This is a genomic window from Burkholderia sp. PvR073 (assembly GCF_054055695.1).
The window spans coordinates 1,038,782-1,064,954 of the sequence record NZ_JBSRXO010000001.1 but is presented as its reverse complement, the minus strand read 5'-3'; the positions used below and the strand labels follow the sequence as shown (position 1 = coordinate 1,064,954).

At 66.8% G+C, this 26,173-nt stretch carries 23 protein-coding genes; 4 read left to right on the top strand and 19 right to left on the bottom strand.

Annotated elements, in window-relative coordinates:
• Positions 1–65: 65 nt before the first annotated feature.
• The 15 genes from ACVK00_RS04705 to ACVK00_RS04635 form a co-directional block, all read right to left on the bottom strand.
• Positions 66–1,199, bottom strand: a complete 1,134-nt coding sequence (locus ACVK00_RS04705; RefSeq protein WP_284888580.1) for a J domain-containing protein — start codon at positions 1,197–1,199, stop codon at positions 66–68.
• A gap of 87 nt (positions 1,200–1,286) precedes the next feature.
• Positions 1,287–1,994, bottom strand: a complete 708-nt coding sequence (locus ACVK00_RS04700) for a GntR family transcriptional regulator (protein WP_168736206.1) — start codon at positions 1,992–1,994, stop codon at positions 1,287–1,289.
• 64 nt (positions 1,995–2,058) lie between these two features.
• Positions 2,059–3,105 (bottom strand): proline racemase family protein, encoded by a 1,047-nt coding sequence (locus ACVK00_RS04695; RefSeq protein ID WP_284888581.1) that lies wholly within the window; start codon positions 3,103–3,105, stop codon positions 2,059–2,061.
• A gap of 15 nt (positions 3,106–3,120) precedes the next feature.
• Positions 3,121–4,602: an aldehyde dehydrogenase family protein gene (locus ACVK00_RS04690; RefSeq protein ID WP_284888582.1), complete on the bottom strand. Its 1,482-nt coding sequence runs from the start codon at positions 4,600–4,602 to the stop codon at positions 3,121–3,123.
• A 15-nt stretch (positions 4,603–4,617) separates the two neighbouring features.
• Entirely contained in the window at positions 4,618–5,910 is a 1,293-nt protein-coding gene (locus tag ACVK00_RS04685; protein ID WP_284888583.1) for an NAD(P)/FAD-dependent oxidoreductase, read from the bottom strand.
• Entirely contained in the window at positions 5,907–6,923 is a 1,017-nt protein-coding gene (locus ACVK00_RS04680) for a 4-hydroxyproline epimerase (RefSeq protein WP_354123212.1), read from the bottom strand. Before ACVK00_RS04680 ends, ACVK00_RS04685 begins: the two co-directional genes overlap by 4 nt.
• Positions 6,924–6,986: 63 nt before the next feature.
• The gene (locus ACVK00_RS04675; RefSeq protein WP_175791454.1) at positions 6,987–7,865 is read right to left on the bottom strand and encodes a dihydrodipicolinate synthase family protein; all 879 of its coding nucleotides are present in this window, start codon (positions 7,863–7,865) and stop codon (positions 6,987–6,989) included.
• Positions 7,866–7,902: 37 nt separating this feature from the next.
• A complete protein-coding gene (locus ACVK00_RS04670) occupies positions 7,903–8,568 on the bottom strand; it encodes an amino acid ABC transporter permease (RefSeq protein WP_228908790.1) in 666 nt (221 codons plus the stop codon).
• 10 nt (positions 8,569–8,578) lie between these two features.
• Complete coding sequence (locus ACVK00_RS04665) at positions 8,579–9,250, bottom strand: amino acid ABC transporter permease (RefSeq protein WP_284888585.1); 672 nt, start codon at positions 9,248–9,250, stop codon at positions 8,579–8,581.
• Positions 9,251–9,260: 10 nt separating this feature from the next.
• The gene (locus ACVK00_RS04660; RefSeq protein WP_284888586.1) at positions 9,261–10,100 is read right to left on the bottom strand and encodes an amino acid ABC transporter ATP-binding protein; all 840 of its coding nucleotides are present in this window, start codon (positions 10,098–10,100) and stop codon (positions 9,261–9,263) included.
• 99 nt (positions 10,101–10,199) lie between these two features.
• Positions 10,200–11,033 carry a substrate-binding periplasmic protein gene (locus tag ACVK00_RS04655; RefSeq protein ID WP_284888587.1) on the bottom strand — a complete coding sequence of 278 codons (834 nt, stop codon included), beginning with the start codon at positions 11,031–11,033 and terminating at the stop codon, positions 10,200–10,202.
• A gap of 325 nt (positions 11,034–11,358) precedes the next feature.
• On the bottom strand, positions 11,359–13,725 hold the full coding sequence (locus ACVK00_RS04650; RefSeq protein WP_284888588.1) for a DNA polymerase II: 2,367 nt from the start codon (positions 13,723–13,725) through the stop codon (positions 11,359–11,361).
• Positions 13,726–13,812: 87 nt separating this feature from the next.
• A complete protein-coding gene (locus ACVK00_RS04645; RefSeq protein WP_284888589.1) occupies positions 13,813–15,405 on the bottom strand; it encodes a PAS domain-containing hybrid sensor histidine kinase/response regulator in 1,593 nt (530 codons plus the stop codon).
• Between the two features lie 367 nt (positions 15,406–15,772).
• Positions 15,773–17,413 (bottom strand): EAL domain-containing protein, encoded by a 1,641-nt coding sequence (locus ACVK00_RS04640; protein ID WP_354123211.1) that lies wholly within the window; start codon positions 17,411–17,413, stop codon positions 15,773–15,775.
• A 454-nt stretch (positions 17,414–17,867) separates the two neighbouring features.
• The gene (locus ACVK00_RS04635) at positions 17,868–18,173 is read right to left on the bottom strand and encodes a hypothetical protein (RefSeq protein ID WP_350227397.1); all 306 of its coding nucleotides are present in this window, start codon (positions 18,171–18,173) and stop codon (positions 17,868–17,870) included.
• 303 nt (positions 18,174–18,476) lie between these two features.
• On the opposite strand from ACVK00_RS04635, the gene ACVK00_RS04630 reads away from it, so the two are divergent.
• Positions 18,477–18,758 carry a transcriptional regulator gene (locus ACVK00_RS04630; protein WP_284888592.1) on the top strand — a complete coding sequence of 94 codons (282 nt, stop codon included), beginning with the start codon at positions 18,477–18,479 and terminating at the stop codon, positions 18,756–18,758.
• A gap of 4 nt (positions 18,759–18,762) precedes the next feature.
• On the opposite strand, the gene ACVK00_RS04625 is transcribed toward ACVK00_RS04630, so the two are convergent.
• The 3 genes from ACVK00_RS04625 to ACVK00_RS04615 form a co-directional block, all read right to left on the bottom strand.
• Entirely contained in the window at positions 18,763–20,400 is a 1,638-nt protein-coding gene (locus tag ACVK00_RS04625; RefSeq protein ID WP_284888593.1) for a histidine-type phosphatase, read from the bottom strand.
• A 185-nt stretch (positions 20,401–20,585) separates the two neighbouring features.
• Positions 20,586–21,020 carry an HAD family hydrolase gene (locus tag ACVK00_RS04620; RefSeq protein WP_284888594.1) on the bottom strand — a complete coding sequence of 145 codons (435 nt, stop codon included), beginning with the start codon at positions 21,018–21,020 and terminating at the stop codon, positions 20,586–20,588.
• Between the two features lie 326 nt (positions 21,021–21,346).
• Positions 21,347–22,705, bottom strand: coding sequence for an NAD(P)/FAD-dependent oxidoreductase (locus ACVK00_RS04615; RefSeq protein ID WP_284888595.1), 1,359 nt, complete (start codon positions 22,703–22,705; stop codon positions 21,347–21,349).
• A 100-nt stretch (positions 22,706–22,805) separates the two neighbouring features.
• Here ACVK00_RS04615 and ACVK00_RS04610 point away from each other — a divergent pair, with 100 nt between their 5' ends.
• Positions 22,806–23,759: a LysR family transcriptional regulator gene (locus tag ACVK00_RS04610; protein WP_284888596.1), complete on the top strand. Its 954-nt coding sequence runs from the start codon at positions 22,806–22,808 to the stop codon at positions 23,757–23,759.
• A 48-nt stretch (positions 23,760–23,807) separates the two neighbouring features.
• On the opposite strand, the gene ACVK00_RS04605 is transcribed toward ACVK00_RS04610, so the two are convergent.
• Positions 23,808–24,005 (bottom strand): hypothetical protein, encoded by a 198-nt coding sequence (locus tag ACVK00_RS04605; protein ID WP_228908801.1) that lies wholly within the window; start codon positions 24,003–24,005, stop codon positions 23,808–23,810.
• 193 nt (positions 24,006–24,198) lie between these two features.
• Here ACVK00_RS04605 and ACVK00_RS04600 point away from each other — a divergent pair, with 193 nt between their 5' ends.
• Together ACVK00_RS04600 and ACVK00_RS04595 are read left to right on the top strand one after the other, a co-directional pair.
• On the top strand, positions 24,199–25,122 hold the full coding sequence (locus tag ACVK00_RS04600; protein ID WP_284888597.1) for an AraC family transcriptional regulator: 924 nt from the start codon (positions 24,199–24,201) through the stop codon (positions 25,120–25,122).
• 148 nt (positions 25,123–25,270) lie between these two features.
• Positions 25,271–26,158, top strand: a complete 888-nt coding sequence (locus ACVK00_RS04595) for an NAD(P)H-binding protein (protein ID WP_284888598.1) — start codon at positions 25,271–25,273, stop codon at positions 26,156–26,158.
• Positions 26,159–26,173: the final 15 nt, after the last annotated feature.

Genomic DNA, 26,173 nt, shown 5'->3' with positions numbered 1-26,173 from the left:
GGCCCGCATCGCTGTCGCGTCAGACCGGCTACGCGCCCGACGTCCTGCGGGGTGGGCGACTGGACCTAGTACGGATTGTCGTCAAAGCGTGACGATGCCGGCCGGCGCTTCATGTCTTTCAGCCAGTCCTTGACCTTGTCCGGATCCTCGAACTCGCGCAGCGCCACGGCGAGATCCTGATTGCCGCGCTGCATGCCGGCAATGTCGCGCGTGAGTATGCGGATGACGGTATCGGGCGCGACCTTGGTGGACGACGCGATGCCGTACGTGCGCCGGAAATCGTTCTCGACGTGCTGGATCTCCTGGTCGAGCTCACGGAGTTGTTCCTCCAGGATGCCGTTGTAGCGCGTGAGCCGCGCTTCGCTGAGCCCGTCGATCGCACGCCGGTCGATCTGCTCGATCTCCAGCTGCAGTTCCAGCAGCTGCAGCAGATTGCCCTTCGCATATGCGTGGTTGACCCGCTGCATCAGCACGGTCTTGCGTTCCTGCTCGCGCGGATCGGTTTCGCGATCGGGATGCAGCGCGCTGGCGAGCTTGCGATAGATCTCTCGGATCGACTTGCTCGATTCGGCCTGCTCGGCTTCGAGCCTGGCCTGCGCGGCCGATTGCTTCGGCGCTTTCTTGCGCTTCGCGCGCTGGGCCTCGCGGGCTGCGTGAGCGGCCATGTCGCGCTCGAACTGTGCGTCGAGTTCGGCCTGCATCCGCTCGGCGAGTTCGTCGGGGGACAGCGAGTCGAGATCCTCTGGCGATTGCGATTGCGGTTCGGGTTCCCGTTCAGGTTTCGTCAGCTCGGGATCGGGCTCGGCCGCTGCGTTGCCGACGTTCGCGGATCCGACATGCCGGTTGTAAATGATCTTCAGCGTCGCGTCGTCGCTGACCTGCATTAAATCGCGCACCATATCGGCGATCAGGTCGGACAGCGTGCGTTGCTCGGCCTTGCTCAAGCCCTTCTGCAGGAACGCGTCGTCGAGCAGGTGGATCAGTTTGATCCGCAACGCGGTCGATTCCTGTTCGAGCGGCAACAGCGCGTCGACGAACTTCTTCTGAAACGCCGGCATTACGGCTTCCCACGCACCGAGATGCTCGCGCCGCTTCTCGATCTGCTTGACGAGCGTATTGAACGTTTTCTGGGCTTTCGACAGGCTGGCTGTCTCGTGACCGGGCGCGATGGCGACCGCGGCACCGCGACGTGCGGTCATGTGAGTATCCTCCGGCCGCGGCGGGACGCGCGGCAGGGCGGTATTTTAGCCGGATGGGCGTGGTGCCGCCGGCCTTCGGTGTTGCGCTTACAGCACCGCCATCGACTCCGTCATGTTCTGCCGCATGTAATCGAGGAAGCGCTTCTGGAACAGCATCGTGTGCTCGTGCGCGGCGCGCTCGGCGGCGTCCGCATCGCGCCGCACGATCGCGTCGATCAGTTCGTCGTGGTCGCGGCCGAGCTTGGCGGCCGTCGGCGAGCTCACGGTGAAGTCGAAATGCAGATGAAGCAGGCGCTGCCCTTCGCCGAGCAGCCGCTCGTAGTAGCCGACGAAGTAGGGATTGTTCGCGGCGTGCGCGATCGCCATGTGGAGCGCCTTGTTGGTCTCCGACATCGCCTGGAAGTCGCCGCTCGCGACGGCCGCCATGTAGACGTCGTCGGCCTTGCGGATCTTCGCGAGGTCGGCCTCGGAGCGCTGCGTGGCCGCGAGCCGCGTGACCGCGCGCTGGATCAGGTCGAGCGCCGAGATGTATTTCGGGAATTCCTCGATCTCGAACGGCGTGACGAGCGTCGTCCGGTTCGGCAGGATCGTGACGAGCCCCTCGCTGCTCAGCCGCGCGATCGCGTCGCGCACCGGCGAACGCGACAGGCCGAACTGCGCGGCCAGCGAGATTTCGTCGAGCTGCACGCCGGGTTTCAGCTTGAGCGTCAGGATCTGCTTGCGCAATTCCTCATACACATACCGCCCGCCGTGCCGGCGGCCGCCACCTTCGGTTTCAACGGCCTCTTTGCTCATCTCGCCATCCTTCCTGTAATCGGCCCGGGTCGCCGGGCGCGCTCTCGAGTTTAGCATCGCGTCCTCACGTGCCTGACGGCGCGGATGGCCCGAATCCGTCGCCCCATGTGTCGCTGAGCATGAACCCGGCGGCCAGCGGATCATCGGGATCGACGCCGAGTTGCTGGAACCCGAACACCCAGGCGCGCCCGGTGACGCGCGGCAGTATGGCCGGCCGGCCGCCCACTTCGGTCGTACCCAGCAGTTCGACGCGGAATTCGCCGCCAATCGTGGAGCGCGATGTGAGGCAATCGCCGACCTGCACGCGCCCGCGCGCGGCGAGCGTCGCGAGATTGGCCGAGCTGCCGGTCCCGCACGGCGAGCGGTCGACGCGGCCGGGCGGCAGCGTCGTGCAGGTCTGGTACACCGTGTCGTCGACCCGGTTGCGGAACATCACGTACGCGACTTCGTTGATCTCCGGGACGAGCGGATGCTGCACGGCGACCTGCCGGTTGATGATTGCCTTGAGCCGCACGCCGTGCGTCGCGAGCTGCCGCGCGTTGCCCGGCGCGATGTCGAGCCCGATCTGGTCGACGTCGACGAGTGCGTAGTACACGCCGCCGAACGCGATGTCGGCCTTGATCGTGCCGAATTCCGCCGTGTGCACGTCGACGTCGAGGTGTTCGACGAACGACGGCACCATGTCCAGCGAGACGCCGACGCAGCGGCCGTCGCGGCACGCGGCCCGCGCGGTGACGAGCCCGGCCGGCGTGTCGAGTACGACGGTGGTCTCCGGTTCCTGCATCGGCACCATGCCAAGTTCGAGCAGCGCGGTCACGACGCAGATGCAGTTGCTGCCCGACATCGGATGCGCCTTGTCGGCCTGCAGCACGATGAAGCCCGCCTGCGCTTCCGGCCGCGTCGGCGGCAGCAGCAGGTTGACCGACATCTGCAGGCAGCCGCGCGGTTCGAGCACGACCAGGCGCCGCAAGCTGTCGTCGATCTCGTTGATGTGATTCATCTTGTCGAGCATGGTCTTGCCCGGCACGTCGAGGACGCCGCCGGTGATGACCTTGCCGATCTCGCCCTCACAATGCACGTCGACGAGTTGCAGCGTTTTGTTCCAGCGCATGATCGATTCACCTTCCTACTTGATGTACCAGCCCCACGGCTTGTCGCTGTCGTAGCGCGTGATCTGCTTGATTTCGAGGTAGTTGTTCAGCCCCCACTCGCCGAGCTCGCGCCCGATCCCGCTCTGCTTGTAGCCGCCCCACGGCGCCTCCGTGAACGTCGGCTGCGAGCAGTTGATCCACACGATGCCCGCGCGCATCGCGCGTGCCACGCGCTCGCAGCGCGGCAGGTCGGCCGACATCACGGCCGCCGCGAGACCGAAGCGCGAATCGTTGGCTGAGCGAACCGCCTCGTCTTCCGTATCGAACGGCCGCACGCAGACCACCGGCCCGAAAATTTCCTCGCGCCAGATCCAGCTGTCTTCCGGCACGTCGGCGAACACGGCCGGCTCGATGAAGTAGCCGCGTTCGAGATGCGTGGGCCGCCCGCCGCCCGTCACGAGCCGCGCGCCTTCGTCGCGGCCGCGCGCGATCGCTTCCCGCACCTTGTCGTACTGCCCGCGGCTCACCAGCGGGCCGAGCAGTACGCCTTCGTCGCGGCCGTTACCGATGGTGATTTTGCGCGCTTCCTGCGCGAGCCGCTCGACGAGCGGCGCGTACAGCGAGCGCTCGACGAGCACGCGCGACGTGGCCGAACACACTTCGCCCTGGTTCCAGAAGATGCCGAACAGGATCCACTCGACGGCCGCTTCGAGATCGCTGTCGCCGAACACGATGAACGGCGACTTGCCGCCGAGTTCGAGGCTGATGTTCTTGATGTCGCGCGCGGCGGCCTGCATGATCCGGCTGCCGGTCGGCACGCTGCCGGTGAACGCGAGCTTGTCGACGCCCGGATGCTCGGCGAGCGGCGCGCCGGCATCCGCGCCGAGGCCCGTCACGACGTTCAGCACGCCGGCCGGCAGCCCGGCCGCGTCGGCGATGCCAGCCAGCTCCAGTGCGGTGAGCGGCGTCAGCTCGGACGGCTTGAGCACCATCGTGCAGCCGGCCGCGAGCGCGGGCGCGACCTTCCACGCGGCCATCAGCAACGGAAAATTCCACGGGATGATCGCGCCGGCCACGCCGATCGGTTCCTTGCGGACGACCGTGCTGAAGCGCTCGTCGGCCAGCGGCACGGGCGTTTCGGCGTTGCCGTCCAGTTGTTCGGCAAGCCCCGCGTAGAAGTCGAAGCAGCCGGCGGCGTCGCCGAGATCCCACAGCGCTTCGGGCAGCGGCTTGCCGTTGTCGCGCACTTCGAGCTCGGCCAGCTCGGGCAGGCGGTCGCGGATGCCTTGCGCGATCGCGCGCAGCACCGCGGCCCGCGCGGCGCCGGTCATGCGCGGCCACGGGCCTTCGTCGAACGCGCGGCGCGCGGCGTTGACCGCGAGGTCGATGTCTTCGGCGGTGGCGGCCGCCACTTTCGCGATTACGGTTTCGTCGCTCGGGTCGAGCGTGTCGAAGGTCTGGCCGCGAACGGGCGCCACCCAGCGGCCGTCGATGAAAAGTCGTTCGTAGGAGTGCATGAAGGGTCTCGAATGTCAGGCGAAGCGGTAAGCGCTGAAGGGCGACAGGTCCTGCCGCGTCGGACGGCCGGCCGCGAGGTCGCCGACCAGGCGGCCGGTCGTCGCGCCGAGCGTGAGGCCGAGCTGGCCGTGGCCGAATGCCATGATCACGTTCGGCAGCCGCTTCGAGCGGTCGATCACCGGTTTCGTGTCGGGCAGGAACGGCCGATAGCCGACGCCGTACTCGACGCGCGCGGTCCGCAGCTCGGGCAGGATGCGTTTGGCTTTCTCCAGGATGATGTCCGCGCGCCGGAAGTTCGGCGCCGCATCGCGGCCCGCGAACTCGATGGTGCCGCCGATCTGCAGCCCGCGCGTCATCGGGCTGAAGCAGAAGCCGCCGTCCGCATAGATCACGGAGTGGCGGAACTCGACGCCCGGGTCGGCGAGCAGCGCCTGGTAGCCGGCGATGCCTTCGAGCGGCACGCGCACGCCGAGCTGCCCGAAGAACTGCCGCGAACCGGTGCCGGCCGCGACGACGACATGATCGGCCGCGACGCGCTCGCCGCTCGCGAGCGTCACGCCGGTTGCGCGCCCGTCGGCTTCGTCGATGCGCGCGGCGTTCGCGCGGAGGCGGCGTCCGCCTTGCGCCTCGAAGCTGGCCGTCAGCGCCGCGATGAAGCCTTCGGTATCGTTGACCGCGCGCCAGTCGGGAAACAGCAGCCCGTGCCGGAACCGGCCGGCGAGGGCCGGTTCGAGATCGCCGATATCGGCGGCCGTCAGGAGCTGCGACGCGAAGCCGAGCGACTGCCGCAGCTCGAGATGCGGCTGTTCGTGCGCGATGCCGGCCGGATCGTCGAACACTTCGAGCACCGGCCGCTGGCCCAGCAGCGCGCGGTCGCCGCATGCATCGAGCAGCGGCGCATAGTCGGGATAGACGTCGTGCGTCAGCGTGGCCATCGCCTGCGCGATCGACACGATCCTCGCGTGACGGGCCGATGCGACGAACCGGAAGAACCACGGCAGGATGCCCGGCAGCGCGCCGGGCCGCAGCGCGAGCGGCCCCTTCTGGTCCATCAGCCAGCGCGGCACCTTCAGCAGGATGCCGGGCTTCGACAGCGGAATGACCTCGCTGACGGCCATCTGCCCGCAGCTCCATTTCGCGGTGCTGTCGCCGGGCGCGGCGGGATCGATCAGCGTGACGGCGTGGCCGTCGCGTTGCAGATAGAGCGCGCAGCACACGCCGACGATCCCGCCGCCGATCACGACGGCCGTTTCATTGCGTGCTGTGCCGGGCGATGCGGGCGCATGTTCTCGCGCAATCGCGTTCAATTGACGAACTCCTGCAGGCTGAAGCCGTGCGCGTACGGCTGGGATGAATCGACGCGATACTGCGCGCGCCCGGTGACCCACGCGCGTCCTTCGATGCTCGGCCGCACGGCGTCCAGCCCGCTGTTCAGACGCTCGACCGATTCCACGCGGCCGATGAAGCGGCTGCCGATCAGGCTCTCGTGACAATACGCTTCACCCGCTTTCAGCCAGCCGCGCGCGAAGCGCTGCGCGACGCGTGCGGAGCTGCCGGTGCCGCACGGCGAACGGTCGACGAGGCTGTCGCCGGCGATCACCACCGCGCGCCCGTGCGCATCGTCCGCGATCGGCTTGCCGGTCCACATGCAGTGCCGCACGCCGCGAATCGCCGGATGATCGGGATGCACGACGTCGAGCGCATCGTTGACCGCGCGCTGCACGTCGCGGCCCCACGCCAGCAGCTCGTCCGGCGTGAAGTGCTCGCAACCGGGGAAGTTCGGCTGGACCTCGACGATCGGATAGAAGTTGCCGCCGTACGCGATATCGACGGCCAGCGTGCCGAGCGCGGGAATCTCGATCGCGACGTCGCGCGCGAGCAGGAAGCTCGGCACGTTGGTGAAGCGTACCGAGCTCACGCGCGCGCCGTCCATCTCGTAGCGCGCGACGATCTGCCCGGCCGGCACGTCGACGGTGACGGTGCCCGGCTGCTTCGGCACGACGGCGCGCTCCTCGATCGCGAACGCGATCGAGCCGATCGTCGCGTGGCCGCACATCGGCAGGCAGCCGGACGTCTCGATGAACAGCAGGCTGAAATCGGCGTTGTCGCTGACCGGCGGATAGAAGATCGTGCCCGACATGTGCGCATGGCCGCGCGGCTCCAGCATCAGCGTGCGGCGAATCCAGTCGTGATGCGCGACGAAATCCTCGCGGCGCGCGTTCATCGTCGCGCCCTGCAGCGTCGGCGCGCCGTCGATCACCATGCGCACCGGCATGCCTTCGGTATGGCCTTCGATACAGGTAAAGCTGTGAATCGTCATGTTGAGGTTCCTCGGTCGGCGTACCGGCGCCGATTGGCGCCGGTACGGATACGCATGACGGCCTTACGCCTGCGACGCCTCGAAGATCGCGCGGAACGCCGCCTTCTCGTCGTCCGTCAGCGGCTGCAGCGGCATGCGGGCGTTGCCGACCTTGAAGCCGGCCAGCTCGCAGCCGTACTTCACCTTCTGGATGAACTTGCCCGACTCCATGCTCGCCATCACCGGGAACAGTGAGCGCATCACATTCTGCGCGCCCGCGATGTCGCCTGCCGAGAATTTGTCGTAGAAGCTCACGACCTGTTTCGCGAAGCAGTTCGCCGGCCCGCAGATCCAGCTCGTCGCGCCCCACAGGAAGAAGTCGAGCGCCTGGTCGTCGGAGCCGCACGACAGCTGATAGTGGTCGCGGTACTTGCCGCCGATCTCGATCGCGCGCAGCAGGTTGCCGCTGCTTTCCTTGATGCCGATCACGCGCGGATGATCCTTGAACGCGTCGAGCACGCCGAAGCCGACCTCGACGTTCGTGCGCACCGGATAGTTGTACAGGATCACGTTCACGTCGGTCACCGCGGCGAGAATCGCGTCGTAGTGGCCGATCAGTTCGTCCTGCGACGGCAGCGCGTAGTACGGCGGCGCGATCAGGATGTTCGTGTAGCCGGCATCGCGCGCCTGGCGGACCTGCTCGATCACTTCGCGCGTCGACGAGCCGTTCGCGCCGGCGATCAGCGTGCCGCGGTTGCCGACCACTTCGCGCACGGTCTTCATCACCGCGCGGCGCTCGTCGTTCGTGAGCGCGTAGTACTCGCCGGTCGACCCCAGCGGCACGAAGCCGCTGACGCCCGCGGCGAGCTGATATTCGAGGATCGACGCGAGCGTGTCGTGATCGACCGCGCCCGCTGCATCGAACGGCGTGACGAGTGCGGGCAGAATGCCTTTCAGTTGCATGAGAGTTCTCCGGCTTGATGAGAGAGAGCGTTGCGAGTTAATAGGCATAGCGCCTGAGCATCCTGGACTCCACTACGCCGACCAGGCGGGTCAGCGGAAAGGCGACGAGGAAATAGATGACGGCGACGGTGGTCAGGAACTCGACGGGCCGCGCGGTGCTGTTCGACACGTTCTGGCCGACGAACATCAGGTCAGCGATCCCCACCGACGAGATGAGCGCGCTTTCCTTGAACAGGCTCACGACGTTCGACAGCAGCGGCGGGATCGCGCGCAGCAGCGCCTGCGGAAAGATCACGTAGACGATCTTCACGTGCGGCGACAGGCTGAGCGCGATGCACGCGTCGTGCTGCTCGCCGGCGATCGACTTCAGCGAACCGCGAAACGTCTCGCTCGTGATCGCGGCCATGTACAGCGTCAGCGAGATCAGCACCGACAGGTACGGCGGAATCGGCAGCCGCAGCACGACCGGGAAGCAGAAGAACACCCAGAACAGCTGGATCAGCAGCGGCGTGCCGCGGAAGAATTCGACGAACGCGGTGACCGGCCCGCGCAGCCAGCGCGACGGCGACATCCGCAGCAGGCTCAGCACGAAGCCGAGCAGGCTGCCGACGAGCGCGCACGTCACGGTGAATACGAGCGTCAGCCCGAGGCCTTTCGCGAGCACGAACCAGTACGGCCAGACGACGGAAAAATCGAGATTCACGACGGGCTCCTCAGCGCTGGACGGCGACGTCCTGGCGGCGCTCGATGACGTGGACGAGTTTCGCGATCGGCAGCGACAGCGCGAAATACACCAGCGCGACGACCGAGTAGGTTTCGAGCGGCCGGTACGCTTCGGTCGCGATGCTTTTCGCGACGTACATCAGGTCGGCCACCGCGACGATCGCCACCAGCGCGCTTTGCTGCAGGCTGCCGATGCCGTTGGTCAGCAGCACCGGCATCGCGCCGCGCAGCGCCTGCGGCAGCACGACGAAGATCGTGCGTTGCCACGGCCGCAGGCCCAGCGCCACCGCGGCATCGAGATGCTCCTTCGGCACCGCCTGCACGCCGGCGCGATACGCCTCCGCGTTGAACGCGGTCAGGTTCAGGCCAAGCGCGAGCACGCCCATCGCGATCGGATCGATGAACACGTCGACCATCATCGGGATGCAGTAGAAGAACCAGATGATCTGCAGCAGCGCCGGCGTGCAGCGGAAGAATTCGATGAAGAGCTGCGCGGGCCAGCGCACGATCGCCCAGCGGCTCATCGCGAGCAGGCACAGCACGAAGCCGAACACGAGGCCCATCGCGTTCGCGGCGACGGCCAGCACGACGGTGACCTTCAGCCCGTCGACGAGCGCGCCGAGGCTGCCGGCGAGGAAGCTGAAATCGAAGTGGTAGTTCATGGCTTCGGCCTCAGTCGAGATGCAGGACTTTCTCGAGGAATTCCCGCGTGCGCGCTTCCTTCGGACACTTGAAGATCTGGTCCGGCGCGCCTTCCTCGACGATCTTGCCGTTCGCGCAGAACACGACGCGCGTGGCGATGTCCCGCGCGAAGTGCATGTCGTGCGTGACGATGATCATCGCCATCTTCTGCTCGGCGAGCTGCAGCATCACGTTCTGGACTTCCACGACCATCTCCGGATCGAGCGCGGACGTCACTTCATCGAACAGCATCAGCTTCGGTTCGAGCATTAGCGCGCGGGCGATCGCCACGCGCTGCTTCTGCCCGCCGGAGAGCTGGCTCGGATACGCATGCAGCTTGCTTTCCAGCCCGAGGCGCGCGAGATACGTGCGCGCACGCTCGGTCGCTTCCGCCTTCGACAGCCCGCCGACGCGTACCGGCGCGAGGATCAGGTTGCCGAGCACCGACAGGTGCGGAAACAGCGTGTAGTGCTGGAACACCATGCCGACCTGCTTCTGCAGCTTCGCGTCGATGCGCCAGCCGCCACGCGCGTCGCCGCCGCGGATGTACGACGCGCCCTGGAATGCGATCTCGCCGCGCTGGATGCCTTCCAGGCCCATCATCACGCGCAGCAGCGAACTCTTGCCGCTGCCGCTCGGGCCGATGATCACGAGTCGGTCGTCGGCGCGCATGTCGAGGCTCATGCCGTCCATGACGACGAGGTTCGGACCGTACGCCTTGTGCACGTCGCGCAGCCGCACGAAATCGCCGTCGGGCGCGGACGCGGCCAAGCGCGTGGTCGAAAGGGGATGCATGGCCGACCTGACGGCCGTCGTGTGAGGCGACAACATGACTGTCTCTCCAGCGGCGCCCGACGTCGGCGCGCAAAATGCGAATCGGAAAATCGGCGCCCGCCGGCGATCCGTCGGGCCCGTCAGTGCGCTCGGCGCTTACTTGCCGGGGATGAGCATTGCTTGCACGGACGTCTTGATCAGGCGGTTCACCGCGCCCGACTTGACCTGCTGGGCCAGGTAGCTGTTGAGCACGTCGAGATCGGCCTTCGGCGTGTCCTTGCGCAGGCCGAACGCCACTTCCTGCTGCGCGAGCGGCGGCGCGGGGTTGAAGCTGGCCGCCCAGTCCGGGTGCGCTTCCGTCAACAGCATGTTGGTGATGTTCGCGTCGGCGAGCAGGTCGGCGCGCTTCGAGATCAGCGACAGGCGCGTCTCGTCGTTGCCCGGCAGCCGCATGATCCGCGCCTGTTTCAATTCCGCCGAAATCGCCTTGTCCTGCGACGTGCCGGACATCACCGCGACCGTGACGTTCGGCTTGTCGATGTCGGCGAGCGAGCGCACGTTCTTCGCGATCTTCGGGTTGTTCTTGTTGTAGACGAACGAGACGTTGTAGTCGGTCGCCGGCACGGAGAACGCGACGGCCTTCTCACGCTCGGGCGTGTCGTTCAGCGCGAGCGACAGGTCCCATTTGTCCGATTGCAGGCCAGCCACGATGTTGTCCCAGCTCGTATCGACGAATTCGACCTTCACCTTCAGCACGTTCTGCCCGAAATCGCGGCACAGCTCCGAGAAGAAACCGCTGTAGGTGCCCGTCTTCGGGTCGCGCATCACGTACGGCGGCGCGACCGCGGCGCCGCAGCGCAGTACGCCGGCCTTCTTCACGGCGGCCCAGGCGTCGGGCCCGGCGGCATACGACGGAGCGGCCGAGACCAGCGCCGCGGCCGCCACGGTGCACGCGGCGATTTGACGGGTGAAACGAGACAGTCGATTCATGGTGACCTCACTTTGAGATGGGTAAACCCGTATGCCTGCTGTTTTCTCCACACATCGGTGTGTGTTTTGCTGTGTACAGCGTTGTGTGCATATTAGAAGGGCAAAAATCGACGTGTCAACGAGAAGTTGTGCTGTGAGGTGGTCGGGTTTTCCCAGGGGCGTGGGCGGGGCGGTGCGCTGGGGCGAGCGGAAAAGGCGGAACGGCGCGGGGCCGGTTACGGGAGGATGGAGAGAGGGAATATCTGGGGATTGCCGGGGCCGGGCAGGCAGACAGTGGCGCGCATTCGACGCAAGGACGGCGCGTGATGTCGCCGCGCCGTCGATCTCAGAACAACTGCCCTTGCCCCGAAATCACGCGTTCGAAATCGTCGCGCAGGAACGGCAGGATCGCGTCGGCGACCGGTTGCAACTGGCGGCTCACATAGAACGCGTAGTCGATTGGCGAGCGCATCGTCTCGAGCGGCTCCGGGCCGGCCGTCGTCATCACGTAGCTGATCCAGCCGCCGCGCTGGTACTGCAGCGGCCGGCCGCGCGCCTGGTTGAATTCGTCGGCGATCCGCGCGGCGCGCACATGCGGCGGCACGTTGCGCTGATATTCGCTCAAAGGCCGGCGCACGCGCTTGCGATAGATCAGTTGTGCGTCGTATTCGCCGGCGAGCGTGCGGCGCACATAGTCGCGAATGAAGTCCTGGTACGGCTCGCGCTTGAACACGCGCCGGTAAAGCTCGCGCTGGAATATCTGCGCGAGCGGCGTCCAGTCGGTGCGCACCGTTTCGAGCCCCTTGAACACGAGGTCATCGTCGCCGTTCGCCGCGACCGCGAGGCCCGCATAGCGCTTCTTGCTGCCTTCCTCCGCGCCGCGCACCGTCGGCATCAGGAAGCGGCGGTAATGCCGTTCGTATTGCAGTTCGAGCGCGCTTTCCAGCCCGAAGCGATCGCGCAGGTGCGCTTGCCACCAGCGGTTCACCTGCTCGACGAGCGCGCGGCCCTTGGTGGCGGCGGCATCGTCGTCGTGCTCGCGCCCGAGCCACACGAAAGTCGAATCGGTGTCGCCGTAGATGACTTCGTAGCCCTGCGCCTCGATCAGCTCGCGCGTGCGATGCATGATCTCGTGGCCGCGCATCGTGATCGACGACGCGAGGCGCGGATCGAAGAACCGGCAGCCCGTCGAGCCGAGCACGCCGTAGAACGAATTCATGATGATCTTCAGCGCCTGCGACAGCGGGGCGTTGCGCTGGCGTTTCGCTTCGTCGCGGCCTTCGGACACGCGCCGTACGATGTCGGGCAGGCAGTGCGCAGTACGCGAGAAGCGCGCGCCGAGAAAGCCCGGCACCGACGCGTCGTCGCTCGGGTGCGCGAGCCCTTCGATCAGCCCGGCCGGATCGATCAGGAACGTGCGGATGATCGACGGATAGAGGCTCTTGTAGTCGAACACGAGCACCGAGTCGTACAGCCCGGGCCGCGAATCCATCACGAAGCCGCCGGGGCTGTTCTGCCCCGTCACGTCGCCGAGGTTCGGTGCGACGTAGCCGAGCCGGTGCATGCGCGGCAGGTACAGGTGCGTGAACGCGGCGACCGAGCCGCCGGTGCGATCGGCCGCGAGGCCCGTGACGCTCGCGCGTTCGAGTGCGAAGGACAGCAGGTCGGCCTTGTCGAAGATGCGCGTGACGAGTTCGCAGTCCTTCAGGTTGTAGTGCGCGAGCGCGGGCTTGTCGTGATCGAAGCGGCGCTGGATCTCGTCCATTCGCTGATACGGATTGTCGACAGCCTTGCCTTCGCCGAGCAGCGACTGCGACACGTATTCGAGGCTGAACGACGGGAACGACCAGGTCGCCGATTTCAGCATGTCGATGCCGTCGAGGATCAGGCGGCCGGCCGCCCCCGCGAAGAAGTGGTCGGGCTGTTGACCATGCGCGCGCCACTCGAGCACGCTGCCGCCGCGCCCGAGCTTCAGCGGCACGCCGTATTGTTCCGCATGCGCATGCAGGATGCGCAGATCGAACTGCACGAGGTTCCAGCCGATCACCGCATCGGGATCGTGCGCGCCGAACCAGTCGTTGAGCCGCGCGAGCATCTCGGCCCGGCTGTCGCAGTAGTCGAGGCGGAAGTCGACGGCCGGCGCGTCGCCGTTGGGCGGCCCGAGCATGTAGACCTGCCGCTGCCCGCAGCCTTCGAGCGCGATCGAATACAGCTCGCCGTGGACGCTCGTCTCAATGTCGAGCGACACGCAGCGCAGCGTCGGGCGATAGCCGGTCGCGGGTTTCAGTTCGCCGTCGGTCAGCGTGCCGTCGCGGCCGGCCGTGCCGCGAAACAGCACGGGCGCCGTGATGAAGCGCTCCATCGTGTAGCGGTCAGGCGGCTGGATGTCGGCTTCGTAGACGTCGACGCCGGCCGCGGCGAGGCGTTTCTGGAGCCCGGACAGATTGCGGTAGCGGCGGCAATAGAGGCCGGCGACGGCGCGCTGGCGGAAGTCACGCAGCGCGAGCGGGCGCAGTTCGGCATCGCGTTCGCCGGCCAGCGCGCGTTCGGCGAGCGCCTGCTGCTCGGCCGGCACGAACGCGACGGCTTCCTGCGGGCGCAACCGCACGCGGCGCGGGCCGTGTTCGGTTGCCAGCCAGAACTCGATCTCGATGCCGGACGCGGTGTCCCGCCAGTGGCGGGTGAGGATGAAACCCTGCTCGAACGACGTCAAATCGCTTGCTCGTATGGATGCCCAGGCGGCGGATTTTAGCGCCTCTCGCGGCTCCCGCGCGTCGCTCCGCGGTGGCCGCGCCCATTGTCACAGCCGGCCGCGGCGCCGCGCATCGTCCTCCACACGCACGAGCAGGCTGTCCAGCGCCTCGATCGGAATCGGCTTCGCGAAATGATCGTGGAAGCCTGCGTCCGTGGTGTCCTGTCGGTCCGACGACCGTACATGTCCGGACAGTGCGACATAGTACGAATCGGGTGCGGCGCCGGTCGAGCGCAACGCCTGGAGCAGCTCGAACCCGCTGACGTCCGGCATGCTGAGGTCGATCAGCATCAGATGCGGCGCGAATTCGCGGGCGAGCGGCAGTGCGTCGCGCGCGTGGTATGCGACGCGGGACGTGTGGCCCTTGATCTGCATCAGGATGGCGAGCGTGTCGGCCGATTCGCGGTTGTCGTCGACGATCAGGATGCGCAGCGAATGCGTGGGCGAAGGCGCCGGCGTTTTTTGCGCGTGCTCGACCACACGATTCGATTCCGCGACCGGCAGTCGGACGGTAAACGACGACCCCGCGCCGATCCCGGCGCTGTCAGCCGTGATGCTGCCGCCGTGCAGGTCGACGAATTTCTTGCTGATCGCGAGCCCAAGCCCGAGCCCGCCGGGTGCGTGGCGCTCCGCGGCATGCTCCTGCTCGAACGGGTCGAAGATCGATTCCTGCGCGCCGGGCACGATGCCGATCCCGTAATCGACGATCTCGATCGCAACCACGCTCTGCTCGGTGCGCACGTGGATTTCGATGCGCTCGCCGTTCGGCGAATACTTCGACGCATTGTCGAGCAGGTTGTACAGCACCTGGACGAGCCGGACGTCGTCGCCGTGAACGATCACGGGCGCGGGCGGCAGCCGCACGAGAATCTGCTGCCCGCGCGCGTCGACCTTCGGCTGAATGCCCTGCACGCTCCGGTACACGATATCGCGCACGTTCAGCGGCGCTTTCTTGAGTTCCACCTTGTCGGACTTGATACGTCCGATGTCGAGCAGATCGTCGACGAGCCGGACGAGCTGTTCGATCTGGCGATCCGCGATGTCCTTGCATTGCGTGAGCGCCGGGCCCAGTTCGGACGACGGCAGGCCTTGCAGGATGCCGATCGTATGCCGCAGCGGCGCGAGCTGGTTGCGCAGCTCGTGCGCGAGCGTGGCGATGAAGATGTCCAGCCGCTGTGTGGCCGCTTCGAGTTCCTCCACGCGCTTGCGCTCGGTCATGTCGCGCGTGATCTTGATGAAGCCGCGCAACTGATGCGACTCGTCGCGGACGGCCGTAATCGTCACGCTGGCCCAGAATCGCGAGCCGTCCTTGCGGACGCGCCAGCTTTCATCCTGGAAGTGACCGTACGCGGCGGCGGCTTCGAGCGCGTGCGACGGGCGGCCGGCCGCGATCGCATCGGCCGGATAGAAGCGCGAGAAATGGCTGCCGACGATTTCGTCCGTCCGGAAACCCTTGATGCGCTCCGCGCCCGCGTTCCACGTCGCGACGTTGCCGTGCGGGTCGAGCATGAACACCGCGTAGTCGGTGATCGACGCGACGACCGTCTGGAAGCGGAACTCCGCGTAGCGGTCGAGCAGCGGCTGTTCGTGCTGGGCCCGCTGGTGGTCCGAAGGGATGGGCTGCGGCTGGTCTGGCGTCATGATCGGAAAGCTCGTTTAACCTGTCGATCGCGCTGCGAATTCCATGACAGCGCCATGGATTCATACCCGGTCGCGCGGCGGTCAGCATCGCAGAGAGCATAGCTGTGAAAGGGCACCGGATCAAAGTGCCCGGACTCGCATGAGCGCGCGGCAGCCGGCGGGCATGGGGTGGCGGCATTCGCGTGGCCCGTGGGCAGGCGCGACGGATACGCACGCAAGGGGGCGGTGCGGCGATGGAGGTGCGCCGAACGTTCGGCCCCGCATGCTCCGCGCCGGCCGACACCTAAGCCGACACCTAAGCCGACACCTAAGCCGACACCTAAGCCGACACCTAAGCCGACACCTAAGCCGATACCTAAGCCGATACCTAAGCCGGCATCGGCGCGAAATCCTGCTTCAGGTCTTTCGGCCGCTGCGGCCGCTGATACAGGTAGCCCTGTGCATACTGAATCCCGACCGCATGCAGCGCGCGGTGCTGCTCTTCCGTCTCCACGCCCTCGGCGATGATCTTCAGCTCGTAGTGGTGCGCGACGGCCGCGATGCCTTCGATCAGCCTGGCATTGCCGGTCGTCAGCTGCGAGATGAACTGACGATCGATCTTCACGTAGTCGAACGGAAAGCGCGACAGCATGTCGAGGTTGCTGTGATGCGTGCCGAAGTCGTCGATCGCGAATCTCGCGCCCGTCGCGCGCAGCGCGGCAAACATCGCGGTGGTGCGCGCATTCTTTTCGAGCAGGATGCGCTCGGTCACCTCGAGCACCAGCGTGAACCCCGGCGGAAGCCTGCGGATCGTCTCTTCGACGACGGACACGAAACGCGGGCGTTCGAGATCCTTCGGCGCGACGTTGATCGCGATGTGCAGCGGCATCGACGGCGCGAGCGTGGTCAGTTCCGACACGGCCGTGCGCAGCACGAATTCGGTCACCTTCGGCAGGATCGAGCTCGATTCGACCTGCGGGACGAACACGGCCGGGCTGATCGGCCCCCATTTCGGATGGTGCCAGCGCAGCAGCGCCTCGACGCCGACCGTCCTGCGCGTGTCGACGTCGACGATCGGTTGGTACACCACGTGAAACTCGTTGCGCTTCAGCGCATTGCGAACGGCCTTCAGCAATAGCCGGCGCGGCGCCATCGCGAGCAGGTACGCGGCCGCGACGAGGCCGTTCACCAGCAGCGCGATCGTCACGCAGATCAGCCGATAGTGCTGTTGCACCTGCCGAACGTAGGGTTCGGACGAGGTGACGGAAACCGTGAACGGCCACGCGCTCGAAGCGATCGTGCTGCCGGCCGACGGGGTCGCGTGGAACGCCGGCACGAACGCGCCATGCTGATCGAGACCGCCCGCGCCGTTGACCGACAGCATCGCGGTTTCCGCGCCGAAGCGCGCACCGTGCGAGAGCATGTCGGCCACATAGTCGCCTTCGATCAGATAAAGCACGCCCGATTCGGGCGCGGTCGCACGAAACACCGCCAGCACGGGGACGCGATGCTGGAACGGTGTCTGCCGAAGCAGCGTGATGGCCGTCATCCCCGGCGGCGGGGCATGCACATACGCGTCCAGCGAGACATCGATCGAGCCCAGCGCCGACGAGCATGTGACGCGACCGTCGTTGGCCAGCGCGACGGCGCGCAGATAGCGCAGGTGAGTGCCTACTTCGGCGAGGGTCCTGAAGACCGTCGCGCATGACCGTCCGACCAGCGCAGTCAATTCGGCCGGGTGCCGCGAGCGTACGCCGTCGAGGATGCGATCGACCGAGATCACGATGTCGTTCGCGACGACGCATTCGTGCTCGGCAACCGAGTCGCGGGCGAGGCGTTCGGCCACGACGAGCGCCATCAAGAGCACGAGGATGCAGATGATCAATGCAACCGAGAAGACGATATGCGGCCACGCACCGCTGCGCTGGAATGCGGGTTTTGAGCCCGGCGGGGGTGTTTCTCCGATCGCGCTTGTTGTTGTATGCATGGCAATGCAGGTCGAACCGGTCGATGGATTGGCGCGGAGCATTTGCCGTGCCTGGCCGGGGCAACGGGGCTCGCGCCGATATCTGGACGCAAATCGATTCTACGCTTGCGGTACGCAAGCCAAGGCATCGCGACGGAGTCACTGGATTCGACGCGCATCGCTATACAACCATTCATTATGTATAGATATCGACGTCGCGCACCGAAAAAAAACCCGGCCGCATCGGTGTGCGGCCGGGTCGAAGAACACCGTCTCTTGGCACGAGGATGGTGCGCGGCAAGTATATGACGCGACGCACGATTGCGAAATATTGTTAGTCAACAAATGGTGTGATTTTGTGATTGACTCTCAACGGGAAATATTCGCGCAACACGGTGCCACCGCGATCTCTCGGCAATTTGCCGTCAACGCCATTCAACCCGCGCGATGTAGGGTTCTTCTTTCGGGGTCGGGGAATACCCGCGCATGACGGGCGCGCCGTCGGGCCGGCCGCGCTTCAGAAATCGTTGCGCATCTTGTGGAACAGGTCGCGGGGCGATTGGTGCGTGTCCACGGCGGTGAGGATGTCGGTCACGAACCACGGCAGGTTCAGTTGCGTGTCGGAATCGCCGACGCACACGCGGATCGGCGGGGCCTTCGACGTGGCGCGGGAGCCGGGCGCCGTGCCCGCGGAGGTTGAGGTGGAGGACGGTACGCAGTTTTTCGCTTGCTGCGGAACCGGCGACGCCGTACTGCCGGCGAGCGCCGGCAAGCTGGCGGCGGCAAGCACGATCAGGATGGCGAAAGGGGCGGCGCGTTTCATGTGATTCTCCGGCGATGCACGTTCGACACCGTCGGCGAACCGGAGTTCGAGATCGCCAGCTGCCGACCAAACGTCAAGAATCGTTTGGATCACCGGTCGGATGCTTGCGATGTGGAATGCGCTCATTTATCGTGCCGCCACGACGGCGCCGGCAAGTTCGACACGGCGCGTCAAGCCAGATCGCAAGGAGCATTCGTCATTACCGCATTCAATCGTCGCACGCATCTTCGTGCCTTTCTCGTGGCATCGATCGCCTGTCTCAATCTGTCGCAGCCCGCGGCGGCGGCCTATACGGAATCGTGGATGAACGACCGCGACGTCAACGCATACGCGAAGCAGGTCAAGCATCCGCCCGTGGCCACGCGCAGTGCGACGGCCGTGAAGCCGGCGCAGCAAGCCGTTCGTTCGCCGTCGAAGGTGCCGGCCGCGGCGCATGCCGACGCGAAGCCCGCGTCGAAGACACACGCGGCGCCCGCGAAGACCCGCAAGGTTCAACATGCGGCCAGCACCGATCCGAAGGTGCACGCCGCCGCGAAACCGAAGGCCGCGGCGGCGGCACACACGAGCGCAACGATCCAGCGTTGACGCGTCACAGATATCCGTAACAGCGCTTCAACCCTGCATAGTCATAGAAATGACTCGACGGCGCGATCTTCGCGCCGTCGCAGGCGGCCTGGAAATCCGTCTCGCGCTCGTTGTACAGCATCTTCACGATGAGCTGCGAGCCGTTGCGATACACGTCCCATTGCATGTTCGCGGCCATCGGCGACACCTGGTCGCCGCGCCACGGGTTGTTCGCATACGTGTAAGTCTGCGCCTGCGGCGTCGGCACGAACACGTTCTTCAGGTTCATGATCGACGCGAACGGAATCACGATTTCCGCATGCGTGAAGCGCAGTTTCGCGGCGCGCGTCAGGTCGCCGCGCGCGATCGCGTCCACCTCGTTGAAGAAGTCGTCCTGCAGCACCTTCGCCATCCGGTACGTGACCGGGTTCGCTTCCTGGATGCCGGGCCCCTTCTGGTAATAGTCCTCCGAGTCCTGCAGGTACGCGAGCGTCTGCGCCTGTTGCGCGCCGAGGTACTTCTCCATCGTGACGCCGCCCGTTTCGGCCGTCATCGCGGGCGCGACCTGCAGCAGGTTGTACAGCACGTTCACTGCATCGACGGCCGACGCGATCTTCGTCTTGCCGTCGCCCTTCAGCGTGTTGGTGAACTTGCCGTCCGACGACGTGAACGCGTAAGTGCCCGTGTTCGCGAATGTGTAGCCGTCGGTGCCGAGCTTCGCGATGAAGACCTGCGACACCAGCGCGGCCAGCACCGTCTGCGCGACGTCCGCGACCTGCGGCGCCGCCTTGATCGTCTTCAGCTTGTCCGCGACCGTCGCATCGCTCGAATAGACCTGGTATGCCTGGCTCGCCTGATAGGTCGCGTAATACGGATCGGACGTATCGGTCACGAGATCGGTGGCCGGCTTCAGTGAATGGAAATACAGCAGGAAGCGGTTGGTGCCGGCGGGTTGCGCGACCGGCGCGCTCGCGGGATAGCCGGACGGCGCGGCCGGCAGCGTGATCGCGGCGGCGAGTGCCGGCTGCGCGGCGACGAGCGCGGCGGAGAAGTAGGTCGAACTGTCGACCGCGCGGTCCTGCCCCGAGTTCACGACGACGATCTGCCGGCCGCCCGACGCGAACAGCGCCGGCAGCCGCTGCGCGAGCCGCGCGGCGAGCTGCTGGTGTTCGCGGATGCCGGTTTGCGTGAGATTGCCGTAGCTGGGCGTTGAAATCCCCTGCACGCCGTAGCCGAGCAGTGCGTTGGCCTTCATCATCGCGTACGTGTCGGCCTTCAGCTGCGTGCCGAGCGCGGTCAGCGCGCCGTCGGCCTCGGCCTTGACCAGCATCGAATAGATTGCGCCGTCGTACTTGAAGCCTGACAGCCCGCGCGAGCCGTGCCGTGCAACGAGCTCGGTATAGACCGGTGCATAGCCGGCCGGCGGCGCTTCGTAGGTTGTCGCGTCCTGCTGCGGACGATACGGCGTCTTCGTCTGGTAGTAGGTCGTCGCGGGTGCGGGCGTCGGTTCCGGCGTGGGTACGGGTTGAGGAGCTTGCGGAGCCGGCTGCGCGCCGCTGTTGTCTGCCGACGCGGCGGGCGTGCTGGATGTCTCTCCGCCGCACGCGGCGAGCAGCAGGCAGAGGAGGGCGATGGCGGAGGCGGTGCGGGTCGGGCGTGTCATCGTGGCTTGAAACGGGCGGGACGAGGCGGGAAGCGCGTCGTTCCGTCTCCGGATGGGATCGGTTGAGACCGGAAGTGTTGCAAGCGACTTTGACAGCAGAATGTCAGGATTCGGTCGGGCAATCGTCGGCATTGCGCCGGATCGCGACCGGCCGGCGCGAGCCGGCCCGTGTGCAGGTGCTCAGTTCAGTGCACGCCTGCCGATGCGATCGATCGCACCGTGTCGGTGATGCGCACGCAACGCGACAGGCCGAATGTCTCGGCTTCGCGGCGTTCCGGTTCGCTGCTCGCGACTCCCACCGCGCGCTCGGGCGGCACGCCCAGCGCCTGCAGCGCGACGTCGAACGGATGCTGATTTGATACGGAGTCCTGCTGATGAGCGTCGGTCACGACGACCGAGAAGCGGTCGAGGTTCGCACGGCCGAACTGGCCTTCGAACATGTCGCTCAGCCGGGCGGCCGGTAGCGTCGTGACGAGACCGAGTCGATATCCATGCTCCGATGCGCTGTCGAGCCACTGGATGATCGCATCGCGCTGGTTGCGCGACTCGTGCGAATCCGGTGTCGCTTCGATCTGCGCGAATGCGGCGTCGAGACGGGTGACGATGGCTTCGATGACCACGGTGATTCCTCTCCTGAGACGTGACGATCCGTTCGCGGACGGGAATGCCACACACCTTAGCGTCGATCCGGAATAGGCGACCAATTAATATTTATATCCAACTCATACGATTCAACTAATGAATCGGGCGGCGCGCCATAGCCGGCGCGGAAGGCGCGCGATGCGATGTGTGCCGCATGATCTGCATCGTATCGATGGTCGTGAATGTGATGCACCAAAGGTGCGCGCACGATGAATGCACCGGGTGTGTGCATAAGAAAAAAACGGCGTATCGGGCGAGGTGTGCCCGCTACGCCGTCTTGCGATGCCGCGTGCGAACCCGCTGATCAGTGCAGCTTGATCGACGGCTGGTTGCGGCTTTGCAGCCAGTGGCTCAGCGACTGGAACAGCGCGCGCTTCAGTCCGTACACGCTGAACAGGTGCTTGCGGTACAGGAACTTGTACAGCCCGATCGCGGCGAGCCCGTCGACGATCAGCGAACGCGAACGCACGCCGAGGTCGGCCTGATACACGGCGCCGGCCTGGCCGAGCGACACGACGGTGCCCGCGTCGCGGAACGTGAAGCCCGCCACCGGCTTGCCGGCGAGGCGCCGCGCGAGCGCTTCGCCCAGGTACACGGCCTGCTGGTGCGCGACCTGCGCGCGCGGCGGCAGGAAACCGCTCGCATCGGCCGACGGGCACGCGGCGCAGTCACCGAACGCATACACATGCGGATCGTCGGGCGTCTGCAGCGTATCGGTCACGATCACCTGGTTCGACCGGTTGAGCGCGATGTCGTCGAGTTCCCGCAGGATCGCGGGGCCCGCGACGCCGGCCGCCCAGATCGTGATGTCGCTCGCGAGCCGCTCGCCGGTCGCCGTGGTGACCGCATCCGCGCCGACTTCCGCGACACGCGTATTCGTCAGCACGTCGACGTTCAGCGTGCGCAATTGCGCGTGCATCCTGGCCGACAGCCGTTCGTCGAGCGCCGGCAGGATGCGCGGGCCGCCTTCGATCAGGCGGATGTGCACGTCGCGTGCGGACACCAGCGCCTTGAAGCGATACGTCGTCAGCTGCTGGATCGCGTGGCGCAGCGCCGCGGCCAGTTCGACGCCCGTCGCGCCCGCGCCGATCACGTTGATGCAGATCGGTGCCGCGGGTCGCGCCGGCTGCTGCTCGGCCAGGTGGTTCGCCTTCGTGCAGGCGGCGAGGAACTTGCGGCGGAAATCCTCGGCCTGGTCGAGGTTTTCGAGCGGCAACGCGTGGCGCGCGGCGCCCGGCACGTTGAAGAAGTTCGTCACGCTGCCGACGGCCAGCACGAGATCGTCGTAGCCGAGTTCGCGCTGCGGCAGGATCTCCGTGCCGTCCGCGTCCTGCACCGCGGCGATCGTCGCCGTGCGTGCCGCGCGGTCGACCCGGTGCAGCGCGCCCTGCACGAAGCGAAAGCCGTGGCGCTTCGCCTGTGCCGCGTATTCGATCGTGTGCGAGGCCGGATCGCGATGGCCGGAGGCGGCTTCGTGCAGCAGCGGCTTCCAGAAGTGCGTCGGATAGCGGTCGACGAGCACGACGTCGGCTTGCCCGCGGCGGCCCAACGTGTCGCCGAGGCGCGTGGCGAGCTGCAGGCCGCCGGCGCCGCCGCCGACGATCACGATGCGCGGCACGCGCGGTGCGCGATCCGTTGCAAGGGTAGGCGTGATGTTGTCCATGGTGTGGCTCCCGCTGATGACGATTCGGATGACATTGCTCAAGAACCGACGATATAGTTTCGAACCTACTAGAACAATTTAATGTTTATAAGCGACTCATATGTATTCACTTATAGGAAAGACCGCGACGTTCCGGCAGCTGAAGGCGCTGGACATGATTGCGCGGCTCGGCAGCGTGTCGCGCGCGGCCGAGGAGCTGAACCTGACGCAGCCGGCCGTGTCGCTGCAGGTTCGCCTGCTCGAGCAGGCGGTGGGCGCCGCGCTGCTGCAGCGGGTGGGGCGCGGCGTGCAGCTCACCGCGGCCGGTGAAATCGTGTCGCGCTATGCGCGCGAGATCCTGCATCTGTGGAGCGAGGCCGGCGACGAAGTGGCCTCGCTGACGGGCGATCTCGGCGGCACGCTGCGGATCGGCGCGATCACGACGGCCGAGTACCTGATCCCGCCGCTGCTGGTGAAGTTCACCGCGACGCGCCCGCATGTGAAGACGTATTTCAAGGTCGGTAATCGCGACGACATCATCCGCATGCTCGCGACGCATGAAATCGATCTCGCGGTAATGGGCAGCGCGCCGAAGGAGCTGCGCACGCACGCGGTCGAGTTCGCGAAGCATCCGATGGTGTTCGTCGCGGCGCCCGGCCATCCGCTGATGCAGCGCAAGCGCGTCGCGCTGAAGGATCTCGAATCCGCGCACCTGCTCGTACGCGAGCGCGGCGCGGGTACGCGCTCGACCGTCGAGAGCCTGTTCAAGACGTCCGGCTACCGCTTCCATGTGGGCTCCGAACTGTCGAGCAACGAGGCGATCAAGCAGATGGCCGAAGCGGGGCTCGGCATCGCGTTCCTGTCGTTGCACGCGTGTGCACTCGAGCTGCGCACCGGGCTGCTCGGGCAACTGCCGTTTCCGGGCAATCCGATCGTGCGCGAGTGGTACGTGATCACGCTCGCCGACCGGCGGATCTCGCAGGTGACGGGGCTGTTTCGCGATTTCCTGATCAAGCAGGGCGCGCCGGTGATCGACGGCGCGACGGTCGCGTCGCACGAGCGGCGGCGCAAGTAGGCGGATGAGGGCGGCGGAGTGCGGCCGCGGCGCCGTGCGTGTCAACCGTCAGACGAGCCCGAAGTCGTCGTTGCTGTCGGGAATCGACGCGAGCAGCCGTTCGAGCCGGTACCAGCCGATCATGCGCAGGCACCACGACGCGATAGCGATCCGATCGTGACGGGGCGCCGGCTGGGCGGGACGGCGGGCGCCGCGGGACGGTGAAGCGGTGGTGAACGCCGCGCGTTGCGGGCAGTAATGGGGCATGACGGTCTCCGGAGGTGTCGGATGACGCCATCGTAAGCGGCGCTGCGCCGGTCGGCGCGCACGCAAGGATGGGCCGGAGCAGAAACGGATGATCATTTTTCCGCGTCGCGCGGGAATGGCCGTGCAAGCCCGGCGAGCGTCCGGAAAAAGCGTCACAATGCGCGTTCGACCCACGACCTGGTGGAGAAGAACCATGAGCGATCCGATTCTCGCCGCGCCGACCGACAACGGCGTGCCGGTCAGCCTGCGCTCGAGCCGCGGGCTTGGCTGGCACGGCTTCGGCGCGTCGCTGCTGGAGATTCGCGCGGGCACGTACCGGATCCCGGCCGCCGAGCATCACCGCATCGGCGTGCATATCGGCTCGCCCGTGCGCGCGGATTGCGTGTGCGACGGTGCACGCGTGTCGCGCATCCAGGCGCATGGTGACGTCGACGTGATTCCCGCCGGCCTGCCGGGCGAATGGACCGACAGCGCCGACTGCCGGATCCTGCACATCGCGCTCAGCGATACGTTCGTGCGGCGCACGTTCGACCAGCTCGAGCTGAAGCCGTCGCAGGCGCAGATCCGCCGCCGGCTGCAGGTGCGCGATCCGCGGCTGCAGCACATCGCATGGGCGATGGCCGCCGAACTCGAAGCGGAAGACGCGTCGGACCCGCTCTATGCGGAGAGCCTGTGCACGGCGCTCGTCGCGCGGCTGGCCGCCAGCCAGCCGGCGTTCCGCGAGCACCGGCGTACGCTCGCGCCGAAGGCGGCGGCGCGCGTGATCGACTATGTCGAGGCCAACCTCGAGCGCCGCATGACGCTCGCCGAACTCGCGGCGCTCGTGTCGATCAGCGTGCCGCATTTCAAGGTGCTGTTTCGCGAGACGCTCGGGATGCCGGTGCACCAGTACGTGGTGCGGCGCCGGGTCGAGCGCGCGAAGGCGTTGTTGCTCGAAGGCCGGCTCGGCATCAGCCAGATCGCGCTCGAAGCGGGTTTCGCGCATCAGAGCCACATGGCGAACTGGATGAATCGCGTGCTGGGTGCGACGCCGACGGAGATCGCGCGGTCGGGCGCGCGCGGCGGGCTACGGCTCGCCTACGACGGCGAGGACGACACGCCGGCGACCAGGCGATAGCCGCCGACGAACCGGCGGGTCGTGCCGTACGATCCGCGTGCGGCGCTCTCATCCCGTCATCCTTTCCTGCTCACTTCATCCGTTCCTGCGCGCCGTCCCGGCCGCGCGTGCCGACAATCACCTCACCTTCATCCCCCAGGAGCGGATCGTGTTCGTGATTTTCGGAGCATCAGGTAACGTCGGCTTGTCGACCGTGACGACCCTGCGTCAGGCAGGCCATCCCGTGCGCGCGGTGCTGCGCGACGCACGCCAGCGCGAACGCTTCGCGCAACTCGGCTGCGACGTGGCGATCGCCGACCTGACGGACGCTCGCGCGGTCGCCGCGGCGATCGACGGCGCGCAGGCCGTGCAGATGCTGTGTCCGGTGCCCGTCGCCGACAGCGACCCGGCCGCGACGATGGAGCGGACGATCGACATCGTGACCGGCGCACTTGCCGCGAATCCGCCGCCGGCGCTGCTCGCGCTGTCGGACTACGGCGCGGAGCGGGACGGCAACACGGGCATCACGCGGCTCTTTCATTATCTGGAGGCGCGGCTGAACACGGTCCCGACGCAGCTCACGCTGCTGCGCTCGGCCGAACACCTGCAGAACTGGGCACGCGTGTTGCCCGTCGCGCTCGGGACCGGCGTGCTGCCGAGCTTTCATCATCCGGTCGACAAGGTGTTCCCGACGGTCTGGGCGCCCGACGTGGGCGTCGCGGCGGCGCGGCTGCTGCTCGATCGGACCGAAGCCGGCAACAGGCCGCGTATCGTCAGCATCGAAGGACCGCGGCGCGTGAGTGTGCGGGACATCGCCGAAACGCTCGGCGCGGCGGCCGACCATGAGATCGTCGCGCGTGAACTGCCGCGCGATGCATGGACCGCGACGCTATTGCGCGCGGGGCTCAGCGAACGCCACGCACAACTGATCGTCGATCTGTACGACGTGCACAACGCGGGGCAGATCGATGTCGAGGCCGGTGTGTCGGAGCGGGTGTACGGCACGACGACACCGGCGGAGGCGCTCGCCGCGCTGGTGCGCGAACACGCGCGGTGAGCGACGCGGCGGCCG